This is a genomic window from Mycobacterium aquaticum (assembly GCF_002086485.1).
Classification (GTDB): domain Bacteria; phylum Actinomycetota; class Actinomycetes; order Mycobacteriales; family Mycobacteriaceae; genus Mycobacterium; species Mycobacterium aquaticum.
The window spans coordinates 80,145-97,561 of record NZ_MVHF01000008.1 but is presented as its reverse complement, the minus strand read 5'-3'; the positions used below and the strand labels follow the sequence as shown (position 1 = coordinate 97,561).

The 17,417-nt window shown below is 66.5% G+C and carries 17 protein-coding genes; all 17 read right to left on the bottom strand.

Annotated features, from left to right (window positions below; genetic code table 11):
• Positions 1-2: 2 nt before the first annotated feature.
• The 17 genes from BST13_RS11015 to BST13_RS10935 all read right to left on the bottom strand — a co-directional run bounded on the left by BST13_RS11015 (position 3) and on the right by BST13_RS10935 (position 17,311).
• A complete protein-coding gene (locus BST13_RS11015; RefSeq protein ID WP_083163891.1) occupies positions 3-962 on the bottom strand; it encodes an enoyl-CoA hydratase/isomerase family protein in 960 nt (319 codons plus the stop codon).
• Positions 955-2,118 carry a M24 family metallopeptidase gene (locus BST13_RS11010; RefSeq protein WP_245839504.1) on the bottom strand — a complete coding sequence of 388 codons (1,164 nt, stop codon included), beginning with the start codon at positions 2,116-2,118 and terminating at the stop codon, positions 955-957. The genes BST13_RS11015 and BST13_RS11010 overlap by 8 nt, the downstream gene beginning before the upstream one ends.
• The gene (locus tag BST13_RS11005; RefSeq protein ID WP_083163612.1) at positions 2,115-3,347 is read right to left on the bottom strand and encodes a M24 family metallopeptidase; all 1,233 of its coding nucleotides are present in this window, start codon (positions 3,345-3,347) and stop codon (positions 2,115-2,117) included. The genes BST13_RS11010 and BST13_RS11005 overlap by 4 nt, the downstream gene beginning before the upstream one ends.
• A complete protein-coding gene (locus BST13_RS11000; RefSeq protein WP_083163610.1) occupies positions 3,344-4,543 on the bottom strand; it encodes an amidohydrolase family protein in 1,200 nt (399 codons plus the stop codon). The genes BST13_RS11005 and BST13_RS11000 overlap by 4 nt, the downstream gene beginning before the upstream one ends.
• A 19-nt stretch (positions 4,544-4,562) precedes the next feature.
• The gene (locus tag BST13_RS10995) at positions 4,563-5,780 is read right to left on the bottom strand and encodes a cytochrome P450 (protein ID WP_083163608.1); all 1,218 of its coding nucleotides are present in this window, start codon (positions 5,778-5,780) and stop codon (positions 4,563-4,565) included.
• A gap of 10 nt (positions 5,781-5,790) precedes the next feature.
• Positions 5,791-5,985: a ferredoxin gene (locus BST13_RS10990; protein ID WP_083163606.1), complete on the bottom strand. Its 195-nt coding sequence runs from the start codon at positions 5,983-5,985 to the stop codon at positions 5,791-5,793.
• A gap of 5 nt (positions 5,986-5,990) precedes the next feature.
• Complete coding sequence (locus BST13_RS10985) at positions 5,991-6,647, bottom strand: TetR/AcrR family transcriptional regulator (protein ID WP_245839501.1); 657 nt, start codon at positions 6,645-6,647, stop codon at positions 5,991-5,993.
• Positions 6,648-6,770: 123 nt separating this feature from the next.
• Positions 6,771-7,580 carry an SDR family NAD(P)-dependent oxidoreductase gene (locus BST13_RS10980; protein ID WP_211296063.1) on the bottom strand — a complete coding sequence of 270 codons (810 nt, stop codon included), beginning with the start codon at positions 7,578-7,580 and terminating at the stop codon, positions 6,771-6,773.
• Positions 7,577-8,398 (bottom strand): alpha/beta fold hydrolase, encoded by an 822-nt coding sequence (locus BST13_RS10975; protein WP_083163602.1) that lies wholly within the window; start codon positions 8,396-8,398, stop codon positions 7,577-7,579. The genes BST13_RS10980 and BST13_RS10975 overlap by 4 nt, the downstream gene beginning before the upstream one ends.
• Complete coding sequence (locus BST13_RS10970) at positions 8,395-8,976, bottom strand: NADPH-dependent FMN reductase (protein WP_083163599.1); 582 nt, start codon at positions 8,974-8,976, stop codon at positions 8,395-8,397. Before BST13_RS10970 ends, BST13_RS10975 begins: the two co-directional genes overlap by 4 nt.
• A gap of 7 nt (positions 8,977-8,983) precedes the next feature.
• Positions 8,984-9,964, bottom strand: a complete 981-nt coding sequence (locus BST13_RS10965; RefSeq protein WP_425437008.1) for a cyclase family protein — start codon at positions 9,962-9,964, stop codon at positions 8,984-8,986.
• A gap of 8 nt (positions 9,965-9,972) precedes the next feature.
• The gene (locus BST13_RS10960; protein WP_083163594.1) at positions 9,973-10,770 is read right to left on the bottom strand and encodes a coniferyl-alcohol dehydrogenase; all 798 of its coding nucleotides are present in this window, start codon (positions 10,768-10,770) and stop codon (positions 9,973-9,975) included.
• A gap of 8 nt (positions 10,771-10,778) precedes the next feature.
• Entirely contained in the window at positions 10,779-12,089 is a 1,311-nt protein-coding gene (locus BST13_RS10955; RefSeq protein ID WP_083163592.1) for an LLM class flavin-dependent oxidoreductase, read from the bottom strand.
• 15 nt (positions 12,090-12,104) lie between these two features.
• Positions 12,105-13,856, bottom strand: coding sequence for an FAD-binding protein (locus BST13_RS10950; protein ID WP_083163589.1), 1,752 nt, complete (start codon positions 13,854-13,856; stop codon positions 12,105-12,107).
• The gene (locus BST13_RS10945) at positions 13,853-14,776 is read right to left on the bottom strand and encodes a 3-carboxyethylcatechol 2,3-dioxygenase (RefSeq protein WP_245839499.1); all 924 of its coding nucleotides are present in this window, start codon (positions 14,774-14,776) and stop codon (positions 13,853-13,855) included. The genes BST13_RS10950 and BST13_RS10945 overlap by 4 nt, the downstream gene beginning before the upstream one ends.
• On the bottom strand, positions 14,724-16,412 hold the full coding sequence (locus BST13_RS10940) for a bifunctional 3-(3-hydroxy-phenyl)propionate/3-hydroxycinnamic acid hydroxylase (protein WP_083163584.1): 1,689 nt from the start codon (positions 16,410-16,412) through the stop codon (positions 14,724-14,726). Before BST13_RS10940 ends, BST13_RS10945 begins: the two co-directional genes overlap by 53 nt.
• A gap of 2 nt (positions 16,413-16,414) precedes the next feature.
• The gene (locus BST13_RS10935) at positions 16,415-17,311 is read right to left on the bottom strand and encodes an alpha/beta fold hydrolase (protein WP_083163887.1); all 897 of its coding nucleotides are present in this window, start codon (positions 17,309-17,311) and stop codon (positions 16,415-16,417) included.
• Between the last annotated feature and the right edge of the window lie 106 nt (positions 17,312-17,417).

Below are 17,417 nucleotides of genomic sequence, written 5' to 3'. Positions count from 1 at the left end.
GCCTATTCGGGTTTGTCGCGGTTCTTCTTGGACAGCCGGAAGTCGGGCGGGAACTTGCTGTCGTTGTCGTTGACGGCGGCCGACAATCCGGAATCGATCGACTCGAACATGTCGAGGTCGTCGTCGCTGTCGTTGGCCACCCCGTTGCCCATCGACTCGAAGAACGCGCTGAGCAGGCTGCCCATGTACTCGCCCTGCTGCTGTTTGAAGATCTCGAAGAACATCTTCTGCTGAAAGACGGTGTCCACCGGCCGGTTCCGTGCGCAGGCGCGCGCATACTTCTCGGTCTCGGCCTCCAACCGGTCGCGAGGCACTACCTTGTTGAGGAAGTTGCAGTCGTACATCTCGGCGGCGGTGAACGGCCTGCCGGTGAAGACCATCTCCTGGAACTTGCGCAGGCCCATCATCTGGACCCACGTCCACATTCGCGGACCCCAGCCGTGGTAGCGAAACGACGGATGGCCGAACAGCGCGTCGTCACTGGAGATCACCAGATCGGCGTCGGCGCACTGATAGAAATGCCAGCCATAGCAGTAGCCCTTGGCCTCGACGATGCTGATCTTCTTGAAATCCTGCAGCGCACGGTTGCCCGCCTGGGAGTTGGCGTACCAGGCCGAGATGGTGGCGCCGTTGCGGAAGGTGCCCTTCGGTGGGTAGGTCACCTCGCCGACGCCGTCATCCTCCAGGCGCAGCTCGGCAAGTCGCGCCTCCGGATTGTCATTGCCTTCCATGAACTCCGGCAGATCCGCACCGCTGCCCAGGTTGTCGCCGACACCGCGGATGATGACGACCTTGACATCGTTGTCGGCGTTGGCGGCGCGCAGCACATCGGCATAACGCAGCCGCGCCATCGACGTCGGCGCGTTGAGATAGTCCGGCCGGTTGAACGTGATGGTGGCGATCTTGGTGGTGGGATCCTTCTCGTAGAGGATGATCTCCTCGGGCTTGGGTCGGTCAGTCATCGCGGGCCTCACTCCAGGACGGGCTGGTGGAGAGCACCTCGGCACCGTCGGCGGTGATCAGCACCGCGTCCCGGCTGAACACCGCACCGAGCCCCCGCTGCCACACGTGTGCGGTCACCGCCAGCACCATGCCCTCGGCGAGGATCTCCGCATCAGATGTCGCACGCAGGTGCTGTGACACGACGGGCGGATCGAAACCCAGACCAAGCCCGTGTGCCACCGGCGCCGGCGGCACCGGCTCGCCCGCAGCGTCATAGGCATCCAGCAGGGCACTGGCCGGACGGCCCGGCTGGCAGGCAGTCAGGAGCTTGTCCCACAACGCATCACGGCGGGCATAGAGGGCACGCACCGGGCGCGCGTCGGGCACCTTCCCGACCGGCAGCGTCCGGGCCACCTCGCCGACGTAGCCGTCGGCGAGCACCCCGGCGGAGATCACCACCAGATCGCCGTCTCGCAGCCGACCGTCGCCGGCAGCTCGCCGCCACGGGATGTCCTTGCTGGTGATCCATGCCGAATCCTGGGTGGCGGGTGTGCTCACGCCGCCGGCTGCCTCGGCTTCCATCAACGCACCGGCCAGGTTTCGCTCGGTGGTACCCGGAATCAGTTCCGCCACAGCCGAAGCCAAGCCCTCCTCGGCCACACGTACCGACGCCCGCAGCGCCGCCACCTCGTCGGCCGTCTTGACGCGCCGGGCGGTCCGCATGGCCTGCTCGCCATCGACCAGCTCGGCGTTGGGAAACGCCATCGGCAGCAGTTTGGCGAAATTCGGTGTCAACGCGTCGGTTCCGACCCGTGTGGCGGTGTCGCAGCCGGCGATGCCCTGCAGTACCCCGATGAGCGTCATGGGGTTCCAGGCCAGGCCGTAGAGGTGATCGTGGTCGATCTCCTCGGGCATACCCTCGTCCCAGGTGCTGTTGAGGTGGATGGCCCCGGTGGCCCGCACCAGCGTGCAGATCGGGCCGAACGGCCGGGTGCCTGCCACCCACAGCTGCGGTGCCCCGGTCACATACCGCACGTTGGCCTGCCTGCCGAGTACCAGGACGTCCAGGTCGTGGCAGTCCATCTGCTCGAGAACGCGTCTGCGGCGCCCGTAGCGCAGGTTGTATGGGTCCGCCTCAATTTCGGTGCGGCCCTCGGCGCGCGCGCCGGCGCTCACAGGTAGGGGTCGTACGGGTAGTCGGTCAGCGACATCCAGCCGCCCTCGGTAATCACCACGATCTCCTCGCTTCGATAGCCCCCGGTGCCGTCCTCCCAGATCACCGGCTCCAGAACGAGCAGCATGCCGGCGGGGAACACGAAATTGTCGTCGAACGCCTCACCCAGATCGGTGCCGATCATCGGCATCTCGGCCGCATTGGTGCCGATGCCGTGACCGAGGTAGAAATGCGGCAGCCAGGGTTTACGACCGCCCGCGGCCTTGATCGCCGCGCGGGCCAGATCTCCCGACGTGGCACCGGCTTTCGTCACCGCCAACACCGCGCCGAGGATGTCACGCCACTGGTGGAACTGATCGTGTTGGCGGGTGGTGGGCTCCTGCCCCACCACCCAGGTGCGGCCGAAGTCAGAGCAGTAGCCACCATAGGTGATCGACACGTCTGTCCACAGCACGTCGCCTTTGGCCAGCTCCCGTTCGGTGGTCAACAGCGGCAACGCCAGATCGCCGTGCGTCGTCCAGGTGCCCTCGGCCTTGGTGGAGGGCATGACCTGCCAGATGGCCTCCAGCATGTTCGCCGTCGCACCCAATTCAAAAGCGCGCCGGACGAATTGCGCCGACAGGTCGATCTGCCGAACACCGGGCACCAGTGCCTTCTGAACGTCGACCATGGCCTGCTCGGTGATGCGGCAGGCCCGTCGCACCGCGGACATCTGGTCGGGTGTCTTGACCAGCTTGGCCGCACCCACCACCGAGGCGGCGTCCAGCGGAGCACCGCCCGGAAACAGCCGGGCCGCCGCCCGTCGCATCGCGCCGGTCAGCTCGTCGACCGCCACCGTCGCACCCGGCCGGACCAGCTCGGCCACCACTTTGCCGAAATGCTCCACGCCCTCGTCGAATTCGAGGAACAGCGGGCCGTGCAGATGATCGTCGGGCAGATCGGTCTCCAGCGGCGCGCCCTCGCGGGCCGGCATGAACAGATGGGGGTACTCGTCATCAGCCAGCACGATGGCGACGGGTCGCTCGACGTGCGAGAGGCCCGCATCGAGCAGCGGCCAGCTCGCACCGGTTGCGTAGACGACACTGCCGTTGCCGAGCAGGATCAGCGCGTCGATGCCCTGCTCGCGCATCGCTGCCCGCAACCGCACGCTCACCTCTCGACGCATCCGGGAGAAGTCCGGCTCGTCCGGAATGTCGATCGCGGCCGTGTTGGACGTCGCGAACGTGGTCATGCTTCGACCCCGATTGATCCGCGCGTACGCAGCCCAAGGAACTTCTGGATGTTGGTGCTGACGATCTTGGTGGCGGCGTCCGGGCCGACAGCGTCGACGACGGTCTTCAGCGATTTCTCCGAATAGCCGAACGTGGACTCGTTGTGCGGGTAGTCGCTGGACCACATCACGTTGTCGACGCCGATCTCGTCGATCAGCCGCAGCCCCAGCGGGTCCACCATGAACGACGCGCTCATGTGGCGGTCCCAGTAGTGCCGGATATCGTGCTGCAGTTCGTGATTGAACATGTGCCGGTAGGAGGCCAGCATGTGTTCGGCGTCCTGCAGGGCCGTCGGCACCCATGCGATACCGCCCTCGAACCAACCAACTTTCAATGTGGGATGCCGGTCGAGGATGCCGGAGAAGACGTACTTGGCGAACTGCTCGCGAAACGAGTCGACGTTGACCATCATGCCGACCACGACGCTGTTGTTCTGGCACGGTGTCTTGGGTGGGGTCTCGCCGATGTGGTGGCTGACCGGCACGCCGGAGGCCTCGATCTCGTCCCACACCGCGTCCATGTCGGTGCTGCCGTAGTCGTAGATGTTCCCCTCGTCGTCCTTACCCGGATTCAGCGGCAGCAGGAAAGTCCTGAGCCCCAAGGACTTGAGTTCCTCGAGCGTGCTGCGGGTGCCTTTCGGATCCCACCAGTTGATCAGCCCGACACCGTAGAAATGGCCGTTCGACCGCTCCTGCAGATCGGCGATGTGCTCGTTGTAGATGCGGAACACCCGCTCACGGATGCCCTTGTCCGGGTAGTGGAACAGCGCGAGCACAGCGTTGGGGAACGCCAGCTCTTTGTCGATGCCGTCCTCGCCGAGTTCCCGGATCCGGGCGTCGATGTTGTTGGTCGCCGCGCCGGCCAGATCGTCGTACTGCATGAGCACGCGGCCGAAATCGCCACCCGTCCATGCCTTGCCCTTCATCCCGACCATGTAGGCGCCGTCCTCATACCAGATGCGCGGCGCCGCACCCTTGAGTTCGTCGGGGAAACGGTCGTAGAAGATGTCGTCGGCCACCGAGATGTGGTTGTCGGCCGAGAAGACCTCGGTGCCTTCGGGCAGTCCGGTCACCCCGCCCTCCGCGGCGTGACCACGCCGATTCTTCGGCGCGCCAAAGCCTTCCGACGGATAGAGCGTGGCAGTCAGAGCAGACATGGGGTTCTCCGATCATGGGTCACCAGGTGACGGGAAGTTCGTAGACGCCGTAGGCGAGGCGGTCGTGCTTGAAGGGCACCTCGTCGAACGGAATGGCCAGCCGCAGGGTGGGTATGCGGCGCAGCAGGGTGTGGAAGACGATCTGCAACTCGGCGCGGGCCAGCTGTTGGCCCACGCATTGATGGCGTCCGTACCCGAAGCCCAGCTGCTGCCCGGCGTCGCGGCTCAGGTCCAGCTTGTCCGGATGCGGAAAAGCCTTGTCGTCCCAGTTCGACGGGGCCAGGTCGATGATGATGCCCTCACCGGCACGGATGGTCTGGCCGCTGATCGCGATGTCGTCGATGGCGACGCGCCGCTGACCGTTCTGGATGATCGACAGATAGCGCATCAGCTCCTCGACGGCGTTGGCGATCACCTTCGGATCCTCGGTGTTGCGCAACAGGTCTGCCTGCTCGGGGTTCTCCAGTAGCGCCAGCACGCCGATGCCGATCATGTTGGCGGTGGTCTCGTGACCGGCGATGAGCAGACCGGTCCCCAGTTGCGCAGCCTCTTTCACGCTGATCTCGCCGGCGTTGACCCGCTCCGCCAGATCCGACACCGCGTCCTCGGCGGGGTTCTTCTGCTTGGCCTCGACCAGGTTGATCAGGTACTGCGCCAGGCTCATCGCGCCCTTCTGGCCGTCCTCGGCGCTCGAGTAGCGGGCCAGGCCGACGTTGGCGTGATGCTGGAAGAACTCGTGGTCTTCGTAAGGGACACCGAGCATTTCGCTGATCACCACGGTCGGCACCGGCAGTGCGAGGGTGGTGACGATATCGGCGGGCTGTGGTCCGGCGAGGATCGCGTCGATGCACTCGTCGGTGATCTTCTGGATCGCCGGCCGGAGCCCCTCGACGCGACGGAAGGTGAACGGTTTGGAGAGCATGCGGCGGAACCGGGTGTGCTCTTCGGCGTCGGAGGTGAACACGGACCGCGGCCGCTTGTCGACGGTGGAGAGCATGTGTTCGTTCCAGTGCGGGAAGCCTGCACGACGATCGTCGACGCTGACCCGCGAATCGGCGAAGAGTGCGCGGGCCTCCTCATGGCCGGTGATGAGCCATGGTGTGCTGCCGTCCCAGATCCGCACCCGCGAGAGCCCGCTGTCGTTGCCCAGCATCTGCGGCGGCGGTGCGAACGGGCACCGTGCGTCGCGCTCCATCGGGTAGTCGGGGATGTCGACTTCAGTCAAGGTTTCGGGCATGCAGGGGATCTCATTCCTCGATCGCGATGGCCAGGGCCGGGCAGGCCGTCGCGGCCCGCCGCGCATCATCGAATCGTTCGGGGCCGGGGCTGGTTTGGAGCAGGACGACGACGCCATCGTCGTCACGCTGGTCGAACAGTTCGGCGGCATTGAGCACGCACTGTCCGGATGAAACGCATTTATCTTGGTCGACAGTGATTTTCACGCGGTTCAGCCTTCGTGAGTGACCGGCGCCCGCCACAGCCCGACGATGGCATCGACGAGCCCCGAGGCCGCGTCCGACCACGACGCCCGCGGTACGCTCGCCCCCTGGGCCAGGCCGCGTTCGCGGTCCGCGCAGCTGTGCATCAACAGGTTTCGCGCCATGATGTTGCGTTCGGCGCGGACCTCACCGGGTAGATCGGGCAGGCAGTTCGTCATGCCGTCGATCACCTCCACCAGCGACTCGCTGCTCAGGGCGTCCCTGACGATAATGTCGTGGTACGCCGGATCGGTCATAACTTGGGCGGCGAATCGCGCGTACCAGGTCGGGTTACCCAGCGCGGCAAGATGATCGGTGAGCGGACGCACCAGGCAATCGACCCAGTCCCGCAGATCGGCCGAACCACCGAGCTCCGCGACCATCCGTTCGCGAAGCTCCTCGATGGGGCCACGGTGCTTGTGCTCGATGGCGCGGACCAGATCGGTCTTGGTGCCGAAGTGGTAACCGACCGCAGCGTTGTTGCCCTGCCCCGCCGCTTCGCTGACCTGACGGTTGGACACCGCGAATACGCCATGCTCGGCGTAAAGCCGTTCGGCCGCTTTGAGGATGGCCTCCTGCGTGGAGCTGACCCGATCGGCCCGCGCCGTCCGACTGGCTGTCGTCACCGTTACAGTCAACGCCGTTTCTGTCACTAAGTCAAGCAGTTGATTTAAAATTGGCCGCCCCGCCGACACTACGGTTTCTGCCGCGATAACCGCGTTACCTCGCCACAAACCGTCGTCTCGGCGCTAGGGCTTTTCGTTGCGGACGATGACCTTGCCCGCTACCGTGCCGCCGTCGATGGGCAACACCGTGCCGGTCACATAACGCGAGCGGTCGCCCGCGAAGTACAACGCCGCCTCCGCGACGTCGTCGACGGTCCCCTCTCGCTTCAGTGGACGGTCCGCGCGCATCTGTGCCCGGATCCCCTCTTCGAATTGCTCGATTCGCTCCCGATCCTCGGCAGAAGCCGATTTCGCCACGATGGCCGTCCGGATATTGCCCGGTGCGATGGCGTTGACCCGAATCTCATAGTGCGCCAATTCGATCGCCGCGGACTTGGTGAACTGGATGACGGCGGCCTTGGAGGCCCGGTAGGTCATCACACCCCCACCGGCCTGGATTCCGCCGATCGACGTCAGGTTGATGATCGAGCCGCCGCCGTGGGCAGACATGTGCCGGGCGGCGTCACGCGTACCGGCCATCACGCCGAGCACGTTGACCCCCATCACGTCGTGGAAGTCCGCCAGATCGTCGTCCATGAACCGCCGGTGCATGGTGCCCGACACCCCTGCGTTGTTCACCATGACGTCCAGGCCGCCGAACCGCTCGACCGCGGCGGCGATCAACGCGCCGACCTGTTCGGGATCGGACACATCGGTGGCCAGGAATGACGCGGTGTCCCCCAGCTCGGCGGCGAGGCCAGCACCGCGGTTCTTCTCCACGTCCCCGATCATCACCTGCGCGCCTTCCCCGGCGAAGCGCCGTGCCAGGCCTTCGCCGAGTCCTGCTGCACCGCCGGTGATCACCGCGACCTTACCCGCCAGCTCGTTCATCACACCTCTTTCAAGAAGTCCACCAGCACCGCGTTGAGTGCCGCGGGCTGCTCGATCTGCGGGCAGTGCCCCGCTTCGGGTATCACGGTGCTGCATGCCCCGCCGATGTGGCCGGCGATCGCGGCAGCCCAGCCCGCGGGGAGCAGCTTGTCGCGGGCACCTTCCACGACGAGCGTCGGGACGCCGATGCGATCGTAGGCCCGCAGCGACGACGGCGGCGCTGGCGGTTCGAGACCCGGGCGGCGAAACCGCGCCGCCGCCAATGCTTCCCAGGCCCCGGGTGCGATGCTCGCGTCATACCGTCGCCGCACATACGCCACGTCGGCCGGATAGCCGGGGTCGGCGAACAACGCAGTGACGATGCGGCGCATGCCGTCGAGCGTGGCGTCGTAGTCGTAGAGCGCCGCGCTGTGCTCGTTGCGCTGGATGTCCCCGCCCCCGCAGATCGCCACGAGCGATCGCACCGGCAGCTTGGGTGCGGTCGAGGTCAGATCCGCCAACAGATTGACGGCTCCCATCGAGTTGCCCACGAAATGCGCGCATTCCACACCCAATTCGGCGCAGAACCGGGCGATGTGCCGAATCCGCATGCCGCGCCCGTCGATGAAGTCGACTACCTTGGCGCTCTGCCCGAATCCCAGCATGTCCGGCGCCAGCACGCGGTAGTTCTCGGCCAAGGCGGCAATGGTGTGTTCCCAAGCCAGTTCGGCACCTGCGCCGAACTCACCACCGTGCAGCAGCACCACCGGATCGCCACTGCCCGCCTCCAGATAGCTGGTGGTGAGCCCGTCGATCTCGATGCTGCGTCGCCGGTAGGTCATCGGGCCCCCGCGCCGGAAACAGCGAAGCTCAGCAGCTGGCCGGCCAGCAGGTCGAGCTGATCGCGCACCGGACCATCGGCCAGTTCCCCACTGCCGGACCAGATCTGCTCGGCGGAGTTGATCGCCACGCCGAGCGGCGTCGGCCAGGCGCGTAAGGCGTGCCCGACGGACCGCAGCTGCCCCAGCGTGCCGACCGCGGCCTGCCAGCCGTACGCGCAGCTGATGCAACCCCACGGGGTGTTGTCCAGATAGACCCGGGGATCCTCGCGCAGGTCTTCGATGTAGTCCAACGCGTTCTTCACCAGGCCCGAGATGGCGCCGTGGTAGCCCGGCGATGCCACCACCACGGCGTCGGCGTCGCGCAGCGCCTTCACGAGTTCCAGTGCAGCGGGCGTGCGGGCCAGGGACTGCGGCTCGTACATGGGCAGTTCCAGGTCGGGGCCCGCGAACATGCGCACCTCACCGCCTTGGCGCTGCGCCGATTCCAGGCAGTACCGCAATGCGCGTTCAGTCGACGACCGGGCGCGCAACGTGCCGCCGAGACCTACGACGAACGGGATTCTCTCGGTCGACGTCATGCTCTCCTCATTTGATCGCAATGGGATTCACCGGAGAACCGACGGCTCCGGTGACGCGCAGCGGTGGCGCGATGAGTTGGAATTCGTACACCCCGTCGGCGGCGCAGTCAGCGGCCAGGGCGGTCAGGTCCCAGTACTCGCCGAGCATGAGACCCATGTCGCGCAGGCACAGCATGTGCATCGGTAGGAACGCGCCGTCGACGCCGGACGCGGGGTTCTCCACCATCAGGTTGTCGGCGGCCACCGCGGCCACCTCGTGGTCGTGCAACCACGAGGCGCACGTCCAATCCAGCCCGGCCCCCGGTTCGGCCCCGTCGCCGGTCTGCAAAAACCGGGCCCACCAACCGGTTCGGACCAGGACGATGTCACCGCGTCGCACCTCGACGCCCTGGCAGCGGGCCGCGTCGTCGAGTTCGCCGGGCGTGATCGGGTCGCCCAGCGGACAGTACGTGTCGGCGCCGCGCAACCGCACGATGTCCAGCAGCACTCCACGCGAGGTGATGCCCTTGCCGTCCACCTTGTCGATGCCACAGTGGAAGGCCCCGGCACTCGTCACCGATTTCGCCGGAAACCCGTTGTAGAGCTGATCCTCGTAGTACACGTGCGACAACGCGTCCCACTGGGTGGCGGCCTGCAGCGGCATGATGATCAGGTCGTCGTTGAACCGCATCGGGTTGCCGTCGAAGTAGCCGGCCAGCTGACCGGCCGCCGGGTTCTGCAGCCATTTGGGCCCGTACTGCAGCAGTGTGTCGGTGTCGCCGCCGTCGATGGTCATCACGTGCGTGGGGTTCTGCCGGAAATGGAATGCCCCCTGCGGGCCCGACGAACCGAAGTCGACACCGAGCGGAAAGACCCTGCCGTGCTTGACCAGGCCTGCGCCCTCGGCGATCTTGTCGGCGGTGATGAAGTTCAGCGTGCCGAGCTCGTCACCGTCGCCCCAGCGTCCCCAGTTGCGAACATCGTCGGCGACGCGGCGGAAATCGGTCATGTCGGCCACTAGTGCTCCCCTTCCAGGGTTGCCGCGATCCTGCCGGCCACGGTTCCGCCGTCGACCCAGATGACTTGCCCCGAAATGTAGCTTGCCGCTTGGCTGTTGAGGAAGGCCAGAACCGAGGCCTGCTCGTCCGGGCCGCAGACCCGGCCCAGGCGTTTGGGGAACGCATCCAGATAGTCCTGACCGTACGCGCCGCGCAACTGCTCCAGGATCGGCGTGTCGGTGACGCCCGGCCCCGTGCAGTTGATCCGGATACCGCGGTCTCCCAACGGCAGTGCGCGCGTCATCCCGTAGAGAATGATCGCCTCCTTCGACAGCCGGTAGCCGCCGTCGGCCAGCGCGTCCGGATGTGCCTCGCACCAAGCGATCCCGTCGGCCATCGACGTGGTCGCCAGCAGACCCGCCGTCTGCGCGGCGTTCGCCAGGTAGTTGGCGGCCGCCAGTGACGACACGTTGGCGATCGCCGCACCGTCGGGCATGTTCGGCAACAGCGCCTCGGTGAAGTGCCGCATGCCGAGGAAGTTGACGGTGACCACCAGCACCGGGTTACCGATCCCGGATGACACCCCGGCAACGTTGAACAGCGCGTCGACGGGGCCGTCGACGGCAGCGACCGCGGCATCGATGGATTCGGCATCGCCGAAATCGGCTTCGACGAACCGTGCCGGAAGGTGTTCGGGCTTACGCAGATCCAGGCCCGTGACGTGTGCTCCCAGCTCGGTCAACTGCGCCGCGAGACAGGCGCCGATACCCGATGCGCATCCGGTGACGACGACGCGGCGGCCGTCATAGCGCCACATGTCGGTGTTCAGCTTGCCGCTTCGTGGGCAGCCTTCTCCGCCTGAGCCGCCTTGACCCGGCCTTCGTTGATCTCGGCCATGGCCTCAGGGATCTCGCCCGCGGTGAACTTGCCGCCGCGGCCGGTCGGCAGACCACCGAACGAGTATGTCTCGTCGAACAACGGGGCCTCCGAAGGTTGGCGTCGGGATTCCACCTTCTCGATCACCGGTTCGAGGCGTTTGGCCTTGGCGGCAACGGCTTTGGCGTCCCGCTCGATGAACTCCGGCAGGATCTCGCGGCCCATGATCTCGATGGACTCCATCGTGCCCTCATGGCTGCGGGGGTTGAGCAGCAGGATGATTTCGTCGACCCCGCTGGCCTCATAGCCACGCAGGAACTCCCGCACCGTGTCCGGTGAGCCGATGGCACCGCGGCCCGGCCCGTATGCCAGTGTCGGATCTTCTTTGACCGCCTGCTCGTAACGCTCCCAGACCTTGGTGCGCCCGGGTGTGTGCATACCGGTGAGGTAGTAGTGCATGATCCCGAACGAGAAGAAGCCACCACCGATGCCGAGCCGCTTGAGTGCCTCGTCGTCGCTGCGGGCGACCATCATGGACAGATCCCCGCCGATGGCGAGCACGTTGGGATTGATCGCCGGGGTCACCGGAGCACCCTGCTCTTCGAATTCCCGGTAGTACCCGGCCACGCGTTCCTTGAGCGCCTCGGGTCCGGTATACGCGAAACTCAGTGCGCCGATGGCCTTCTGCGCGGCCATCTGCACCGACGAGGGGCGGGTGCAGGCCACCCACACCGGTGGATGCGGGCTCTGCAGCGGTTTGGGAATGACATTGCGGGCCGGCATCTCTACGTGTTCACCCTTGAAGCCGGTGAACGGCGCCTCGGTCATACAGCGAATCGACACCTCGAGCGCTTCTTCCCACATGGTGCGCTTGTCGGCAGGGTCGATGTCGAAGCCGCCGAGCTCGGCGACCGACGACCCCTCGCCGGTGCCGAACTCGACCCGCCCGTTGGACAGGTGATCGAGCGTGGCGACCCGCTCGGCGATGCGGGCAGGGTGGTTGATTGGCGGCGGCAGGTGCATGACGCCGAAGCCGAGCCGGATGTCCTTGGTGCGCTGGCTGGCCGCGGCCAGGAACATCTCCGGCGCGGTCGAGTGGCAGTACTCCTCCAGGAAGTGGTGCTCGGTGAGCCAGACCGTGGAAAACCCGGCCTTGTCGGCGGCCTCGACCTCGGTCAGACCGTGCTGGAACAGCTGATGTTCGTCATCCTCAGACCAGGGCCGGGGCAGCGGGAATTCGTAGAACAGCGAGATCTTCATGGTGTCGTCTTCCTCCTAGGAAATCCGTTGCTGCAGTGAGTTTTCGGTGATCTCGGCGGCGGCGTCCGGGTGTCTGGCGGCATGCCTGGCCGCGACGTAGCCGAACGTCATGGCCGGACCGATGGTGGCCCCGGCCCCTGCGTAACTGCGGCCCATCACCGCTGCCGAAACGTTGCCCACCGCGTAAAGGCCGTCGATCACCGTGCCGTCGGCCCGTAGCACCCGCGCGTGCTCGTCCGTGCGCAATCCACCGGAGGTGCCCAGATCACCGAGGATGATCTGGAACGCGTAGTACGGCGGCTTGCCGAGTGGGCGCAGGTTCGGGTTGGGCAGCGTCGGGTCGCCGTAGTAGTTGTCGTAGGCACTGTCACCCCGGTTGAAATCGTCATCGTGCCCGGCATGTGCGAGCTGGTTGAACCGCTCGGCGGTGGCCCGCAGATTCTCGCGGGGCACACCGATCTTGTCGGCCAGTTCCTCCCAACTGTGCGCCTGCTTCACCACACCGGAATCCAGCCAGGCCCGTGGCACCTTGCGCCCGGTGGGAACCGGCGCGAACGGGATCTTCGGGATCGGCAGGTGCCCCGCCACCACGTAGCGGTGGAATGAGTCGATGTCGGTGACCAGCCAGCACGGGATGTGGGTGACGCCGCCTTGGTGACCCGCGATCATCGCGTGCGCGAAATCCATGTACGGCGCGGCTTCGTTGATGAATCGCCTGCCCTCGCCGTTGACGACGAATTGCGCGGGCATCATCCGTTCGTTGAGCATGAACTGCAGCCGTCCGTCGGGCCAGCAGATCGCTGGGAACCACCAGGCCTCGTCGAGCAGATCGGTTGCCGCACCGACTTTTTCCCCGGCCCTGATGCCGTCGCCGGTGGATGCGGGGTTGCCGAAGCTCCAATCCTTCTCCAGGACGGGCAGATGCTCTTTGCGCCAGGCCATGTCGTGATCGAAACCGCCCGAGGCCAGGATCACCCCGCGCCGGGCCCGGATCCGCAGCGGCTGCCCGTCGCGTTGCACGACCGCGCCGAGCACCGTCCCATCGTCGCCGGTGATCAGTTCGGTCATCGGCGCGTCGAGCCACAGCGGTATGTCGTGCTCCGTGAGGGCCAGGCGCATCCGGGCGGCCAGCGACTGGCCGATGGCGGCCATCCGGTCGCCGAACACGCGGGCGCGGAACATCCGCCAGATCAGCTTCACCAGCACGGCCTTGCCGCGCCAGTTCTGCCGGATCTGATAGAACAGCCGAAGGTCCTTGGGGGCGAACCAGATCCCTTTGGGTGCCAGCGCCAGCGGCGTGAGCAGGTGGCGTTCCTCGTCGCCGAGCTTGCGCAGGTCGATGGCGGGCACGTTGATGGTGCTGCCCTGCGCCGACCCGCCCGGCAGCTCCGGGTAATAGTCGGCATACCCGGGCTTCCAGACGAATTCGAACCACTCGCTGGTGCGCTCCAAGAAGTCCATCATCGCGGGTGCCGCGGTCACGTACTGACGCAACCGGGCGTCGCTGACGGCTCCCTCAGTGATCTGCTTGAGGTACTCGAAGACGCCGTCGGGAGAGGGCACGTAACCGGCGCGGCGCTGCGCCGGTGCCCCCGGCACCCAGATGCCGCCGCCGGAGAGCGCGGTGGATCCGCCGAACTGGGAGGACTTTTCGACGACGAGCGCGTCGAGACCGCAGGCGTCGGCAGTCAGCGCAGCGGTCATGCCGCCCCCGCCGGAGCCGATCACCAGCAGATCCACGGTGTGGTCGAACTGTTCTGAGGTCATGATGCGCTGGGTACCGCCGTCCTGATCGCGAAGCCTGCTATCAATTCCGGTGCCGCCCGGTAGAAGTGGTTGCCGGTCCGATATGGTCCGGCGGCCGCGAGTGCCGCGAACGCGGCCACCCAGGTGCGGATCTCGTGCGCCGAGTTGCCGCCCTCTGTCGCGATGAACGTGTTGGACCAGACGTCCAGATCCGCGAGCCGACCGGTGTCGAAGATGTCCAGCAGACTGCCATCCCACTCCGGGTTGAGCGGGCGCAGCGGGCTCTGCCCGTGGGCGAAGTCGGCAGCGGCCTGACTCACCGCGGCCTGCCGCGCCAGCCGTTGCTCCGGCGTCATCGGCACCCCGTGCACGATTCGGTCCCGCGCCGCGGGCAGCGCGCTCGCCAGCGTCGGCACCGGTGGATCATGGGACAGCCCACCGGATCCCAGCACCAGCACGCGTAGATCCAGTGTCGCGAGATAGGCACCGACGGCAGCGCCGAGCGCCCGGGTGCGAGCCAACGGGCCCAGCGGGGTGGCCACCGAATTGATGAAGATCGGCACCACCGGGCGCGCGGTCGCAGCGCCGAACAGCTCCTGCAACGGCTGCACCGTGCCGTGATCGACGTCCATGCTCGACGAGATGGCAACGTCGACACCGGCGTCCCAGCAGGCCTGGGCGCACGCCTCGGCGATGTCCGCGGCGACGTCGAGCGGGCCCTCATGGGTTCCGTAGTCACCGACACCGGCCGCGGCGGTGCCGATGCAGAACGGCGGCATCAGCCGGTAGAAGAAGCCGTTGTAGTGGTCGGGCGAGAAGGTGACGACCAGTTGCGGGTCGAAGTCGGCGACGAACGCGCGGGCTGCGTCGAGCCCGGAGGCGATGTCGTCAAGCAGTTCCCGCGACGGCCCCGGAAGATTCAGCAGCGGGCTGTGGGACATACAGCACAGCGCTATCGGCATCGTCACCTCCCTTCCGGGTCACGTGCAAGACCTCGAACAGGGCAGCGCTCAGTTCCGGTGCACGCTGGGCGATGTCGGCTCCCGCGATACAGCGGTCGGGGCGGATCACCAGCACCGACTCCGCGTGCCCGTCGAACCACGCCTTGAGCGCCCCGGTGCGGTCGCCGACGATGACGACGTCGGGGTCGGCCGGTTCATCGTCGGCGTCCCAGTGCAGCTGGGTCTGAGGCCGCGCGGCAATGAAGCTGGCGCCCAGCGTCTTCCACTGGCTGACGGCGTCCGACCCGAGCACCGCCCGCGGATCGTTGTTCCAGCACAGCACCGCGAACCCCGGCCCGATGACCTCGTCGAGCAGCACATCGCACTGCTCGCGGGTGTCGACCCGCGGCTGGATGAACAGAGTGCCCACCGGGGAGGTCGGGCTCGGTGGCTTCGGATGGTGGATCGCACCCTGGTCATATCGCGGCATCGGCTTGAACCGCATCTCCAGCACGTAGCGTTTGAGTGCGGGCACCACCGAGGCACTGCGGATGAGCCGGTCCCGTACCGCGGCGACACGTCGGTTGGTGGGCGAGATGACCCGACCCACCGTGGTGGACAGGTCGATCATGGCCCGCGCGTGCTTGCGCCGTTCGATGTCGTAGCTGTCGAGCAGCGGATCAGCGGCCTGCCCGTTGACCACCGCGGCCAGCTTCCAGCCGAGGTTGGCCGCGTCGCGGATACCGCTGTTGTAGCCCTGCCCCTGCCATACCGGCATGAGGTGGGCGGCGTCCCCGGCGAGCAGCATCCGCCCGGCCCGGAACGCACCGGCGATGCGGGAATGGTGTGTGTAGACGCGCCGGCGGATCACGTCGACCTGCTCGGGATGCGGGACGAACGGCGCCAGTAGCCATGCCATGAACGCGGGATCTTCGGCCTGCTCGTCGGTTTCGTCGGCATGGATCATGAACTCGAAGCGGCGGATGCCGTGCGCGATCGAGATCGAGGCGTACGGGCGGTCGGGGTCGGCGCCCACCTCGCTGTTCGGATGTCCCAGTGGGTCATTGGCGAGATCGATGACGACCCAGCGGGTCGCCGAGGTGGTGCCGTCGAAGGACACACCCATGAGATGCCTGGTGGCGCTGCGTCCGCCGTCGCACCCGACCAGGTACTTCGCCTGCACAGCGTCGAGGCCGAGGTCCACGGTCACGCCGTCGTCGGTCTGGGCGGCCGAATCCATCCGGAGCCCCCACGCCACCTGGACATGGTCGAAGCGGTCAAGGCCGGCCAGCAGCTGCGCGTCGACCAGTGGCTGCACGAAGCCGTTGCGCTTCGGCCACCCGAATCGGGCGTCGGCAGGCGACATTTCGGCCAGCAGCCGACGATTGCCGTCGTAGAACCGCAGGATCTGGTTGGGCACCGTGTGCGGCAGGATCGCCTCGACCAGGCCGATCGACTGAAACGTGCGCAGTGATTCGTCGTCCAGTCCGACCCCGCGTGGATAGTCGATCAGGGTGTCGCGTTCTTCGACGACGAGCGTCTGAACCCCTTGCAGACCAAGGATGTTCGCCAGGGTCAGGCCGACGGGACCGGCACCGACGATCACGACGTCGTAGTGGTTCGCGAGTTCGGTCACGGCTAGCCCTTCAGCAGGAAGTCCAGGTGCAGCCGGTTGAACGTGTCCGGATCCTCATACTGTGGCCAGTGTCCGCAACCCTGCATCACCTCGAAGCGGGCACCCGGGATCATGCCGGCGATGCGGCGCCCCTCGGCGACGTCGGCCGTCGGATCGTCACTGGTCCACACCACCAGCGTCCGCGCGGTGATCGAACCGTATTCGCGGGGCCCCAGGATGTTTCGGGCCCTGATGTCGGGATCCTGCAGCGCCATGATGTCGCTCATCGCCGCGACGAAGCCCGGCTGCCGGTAGATGCGCTGGCGACTGGCCACGATGTCGCTGTAATCCTTGGTCTTGTCGGCCATCAGCCACTTGATGCGGGCCTGCACCGTCTCCCAGGTGGGATTCTCGGCGGCCGCCATGGACAGGGTGATGATGCGCTTCATCACGTCCGGGTCGGCTTGTGAACCGCCTGCGGTATTGAGCACCAACCGGTCGACGCGGTCGGGGTGGTCGACGGCTGTGCGGGCCGCGACCCAGCCACCGAGCGATTCGCCCGAGATGTGGGCTCGCTGTGCGCCAATGGTGTCGAGGAAGCCGATCAGATGCTCGACATAGTGCGCCACCTCGAGCGGATGACCGGGTTTGTCGGTGTAGCCGTGCCCGAGCATGTCGATCGACCAGGTCGAGAAGCGCTCGGCGTGCGACGCGAGGTTGCGCACGTAAGCCTCGGCGTGCCCACCCGACCCGTGCAGCAGGACCAGTGCGGGCAGTGACTCGTCCCCAGCATGCAGGTAGCGCGTCCGCACGCCCGCTACGTCGAGATAGCCCTGGGAGAACGCGACCCCCTGGAGATCGCTCCACACACTCTCGAACTCCGTGGGGCGGGTGACCGGCACCGCAGCAGTGCTCGTCATGATCCCCTCTCTGGAGCCGATGAGAATATCGTTCTCCATTTTCGTAAGCACTTTGCTCAGATATCGCACATGATCGTGCATTATTATCAGAGCATTACTCTCGTCG

Coding starts and splice junctions, on each gene's coding strand:
- BST13_RS10995 (WP_083163608.1), bottom strand. CDS start 5,780: ATGCCCGAAACCTTGACTGAAGTCGACATCCCCGACTACCCGATGGAG.
- BST13_RS10970 (WP_083163599.1), bottom strand. CDS start 8,976: ATGACGTCGACCGAGAGAATCCCGTTCGTCGTAGGTCTCGGCGGCACG.
- BST13_RS11015 (WP_083163891.1), bottom strand. CDS start 962: ATGACTGACCGACCCAAGCCCGAGGAGATCATCCTCTACGAGAAGGAT.
- BST13_RS10955 (WP_083163592.1), bottom strand. CDS start 12,089: ATGAAGATCTCGCTGTTCTACGAATTCCCGCTGCCCCGGCCCTGGTCT.
- BST13_RS11000 (WP_083163610.1), bottom strand. CDS start 4,543: ATGTCTGCTCTGACTGCCACGCTCTATCCGTCGGAAGGCTTTGGCGCG.
- BST13_RS11005 (WP_083163612.1), bottom strand. CDS start 3,347: ATGACCACGTTCGCGACGTCCAACACGGCCGCGATCGACATTCCGGAC.
- BST13_RS10965 (WP_425437008.1), bottom strand. CDS start 9,964: ATGACCGATTTCCGCCGCGTCGCCGACGATGTTCGCAACTGGGGACGC.
- BST13_RS10950 (WP_083163589.1), bottom strand. CDS start 13,856: ATGACCTCAGAACAGTTCGACCACACCGTGGATCTGCTGGTGATCGGC.
- BST13_RS10945 (WP_245839499.1), bottom strand. CDS start 14,776: ATGTCCCACAGCCCGCTGCTGAATCTTCCGGGGCCGTCGCGGGAACTG.
- BST13_RS10935 (WP_083163887.1), bottom strand. CDS start 17,311: ATGACGAGCACTGCTGCGGTGCCGGTCACCCGCCCCACGGAGTTCGAG.
- BST13_RS10960 (WP_083163594.1), bottom strand. CDS start 10,770: ATGTGGCGCTATGACGGCCGCCGCGTCGTCGTCACCGGATGCGCATCG.
- BST13_RS10975 (WP_083163602.1), bottom strand. CDS start 8,398: ATGACCTACCGGCGACGCAGCATCGAGATCGACGGGCTCACCACCAGC.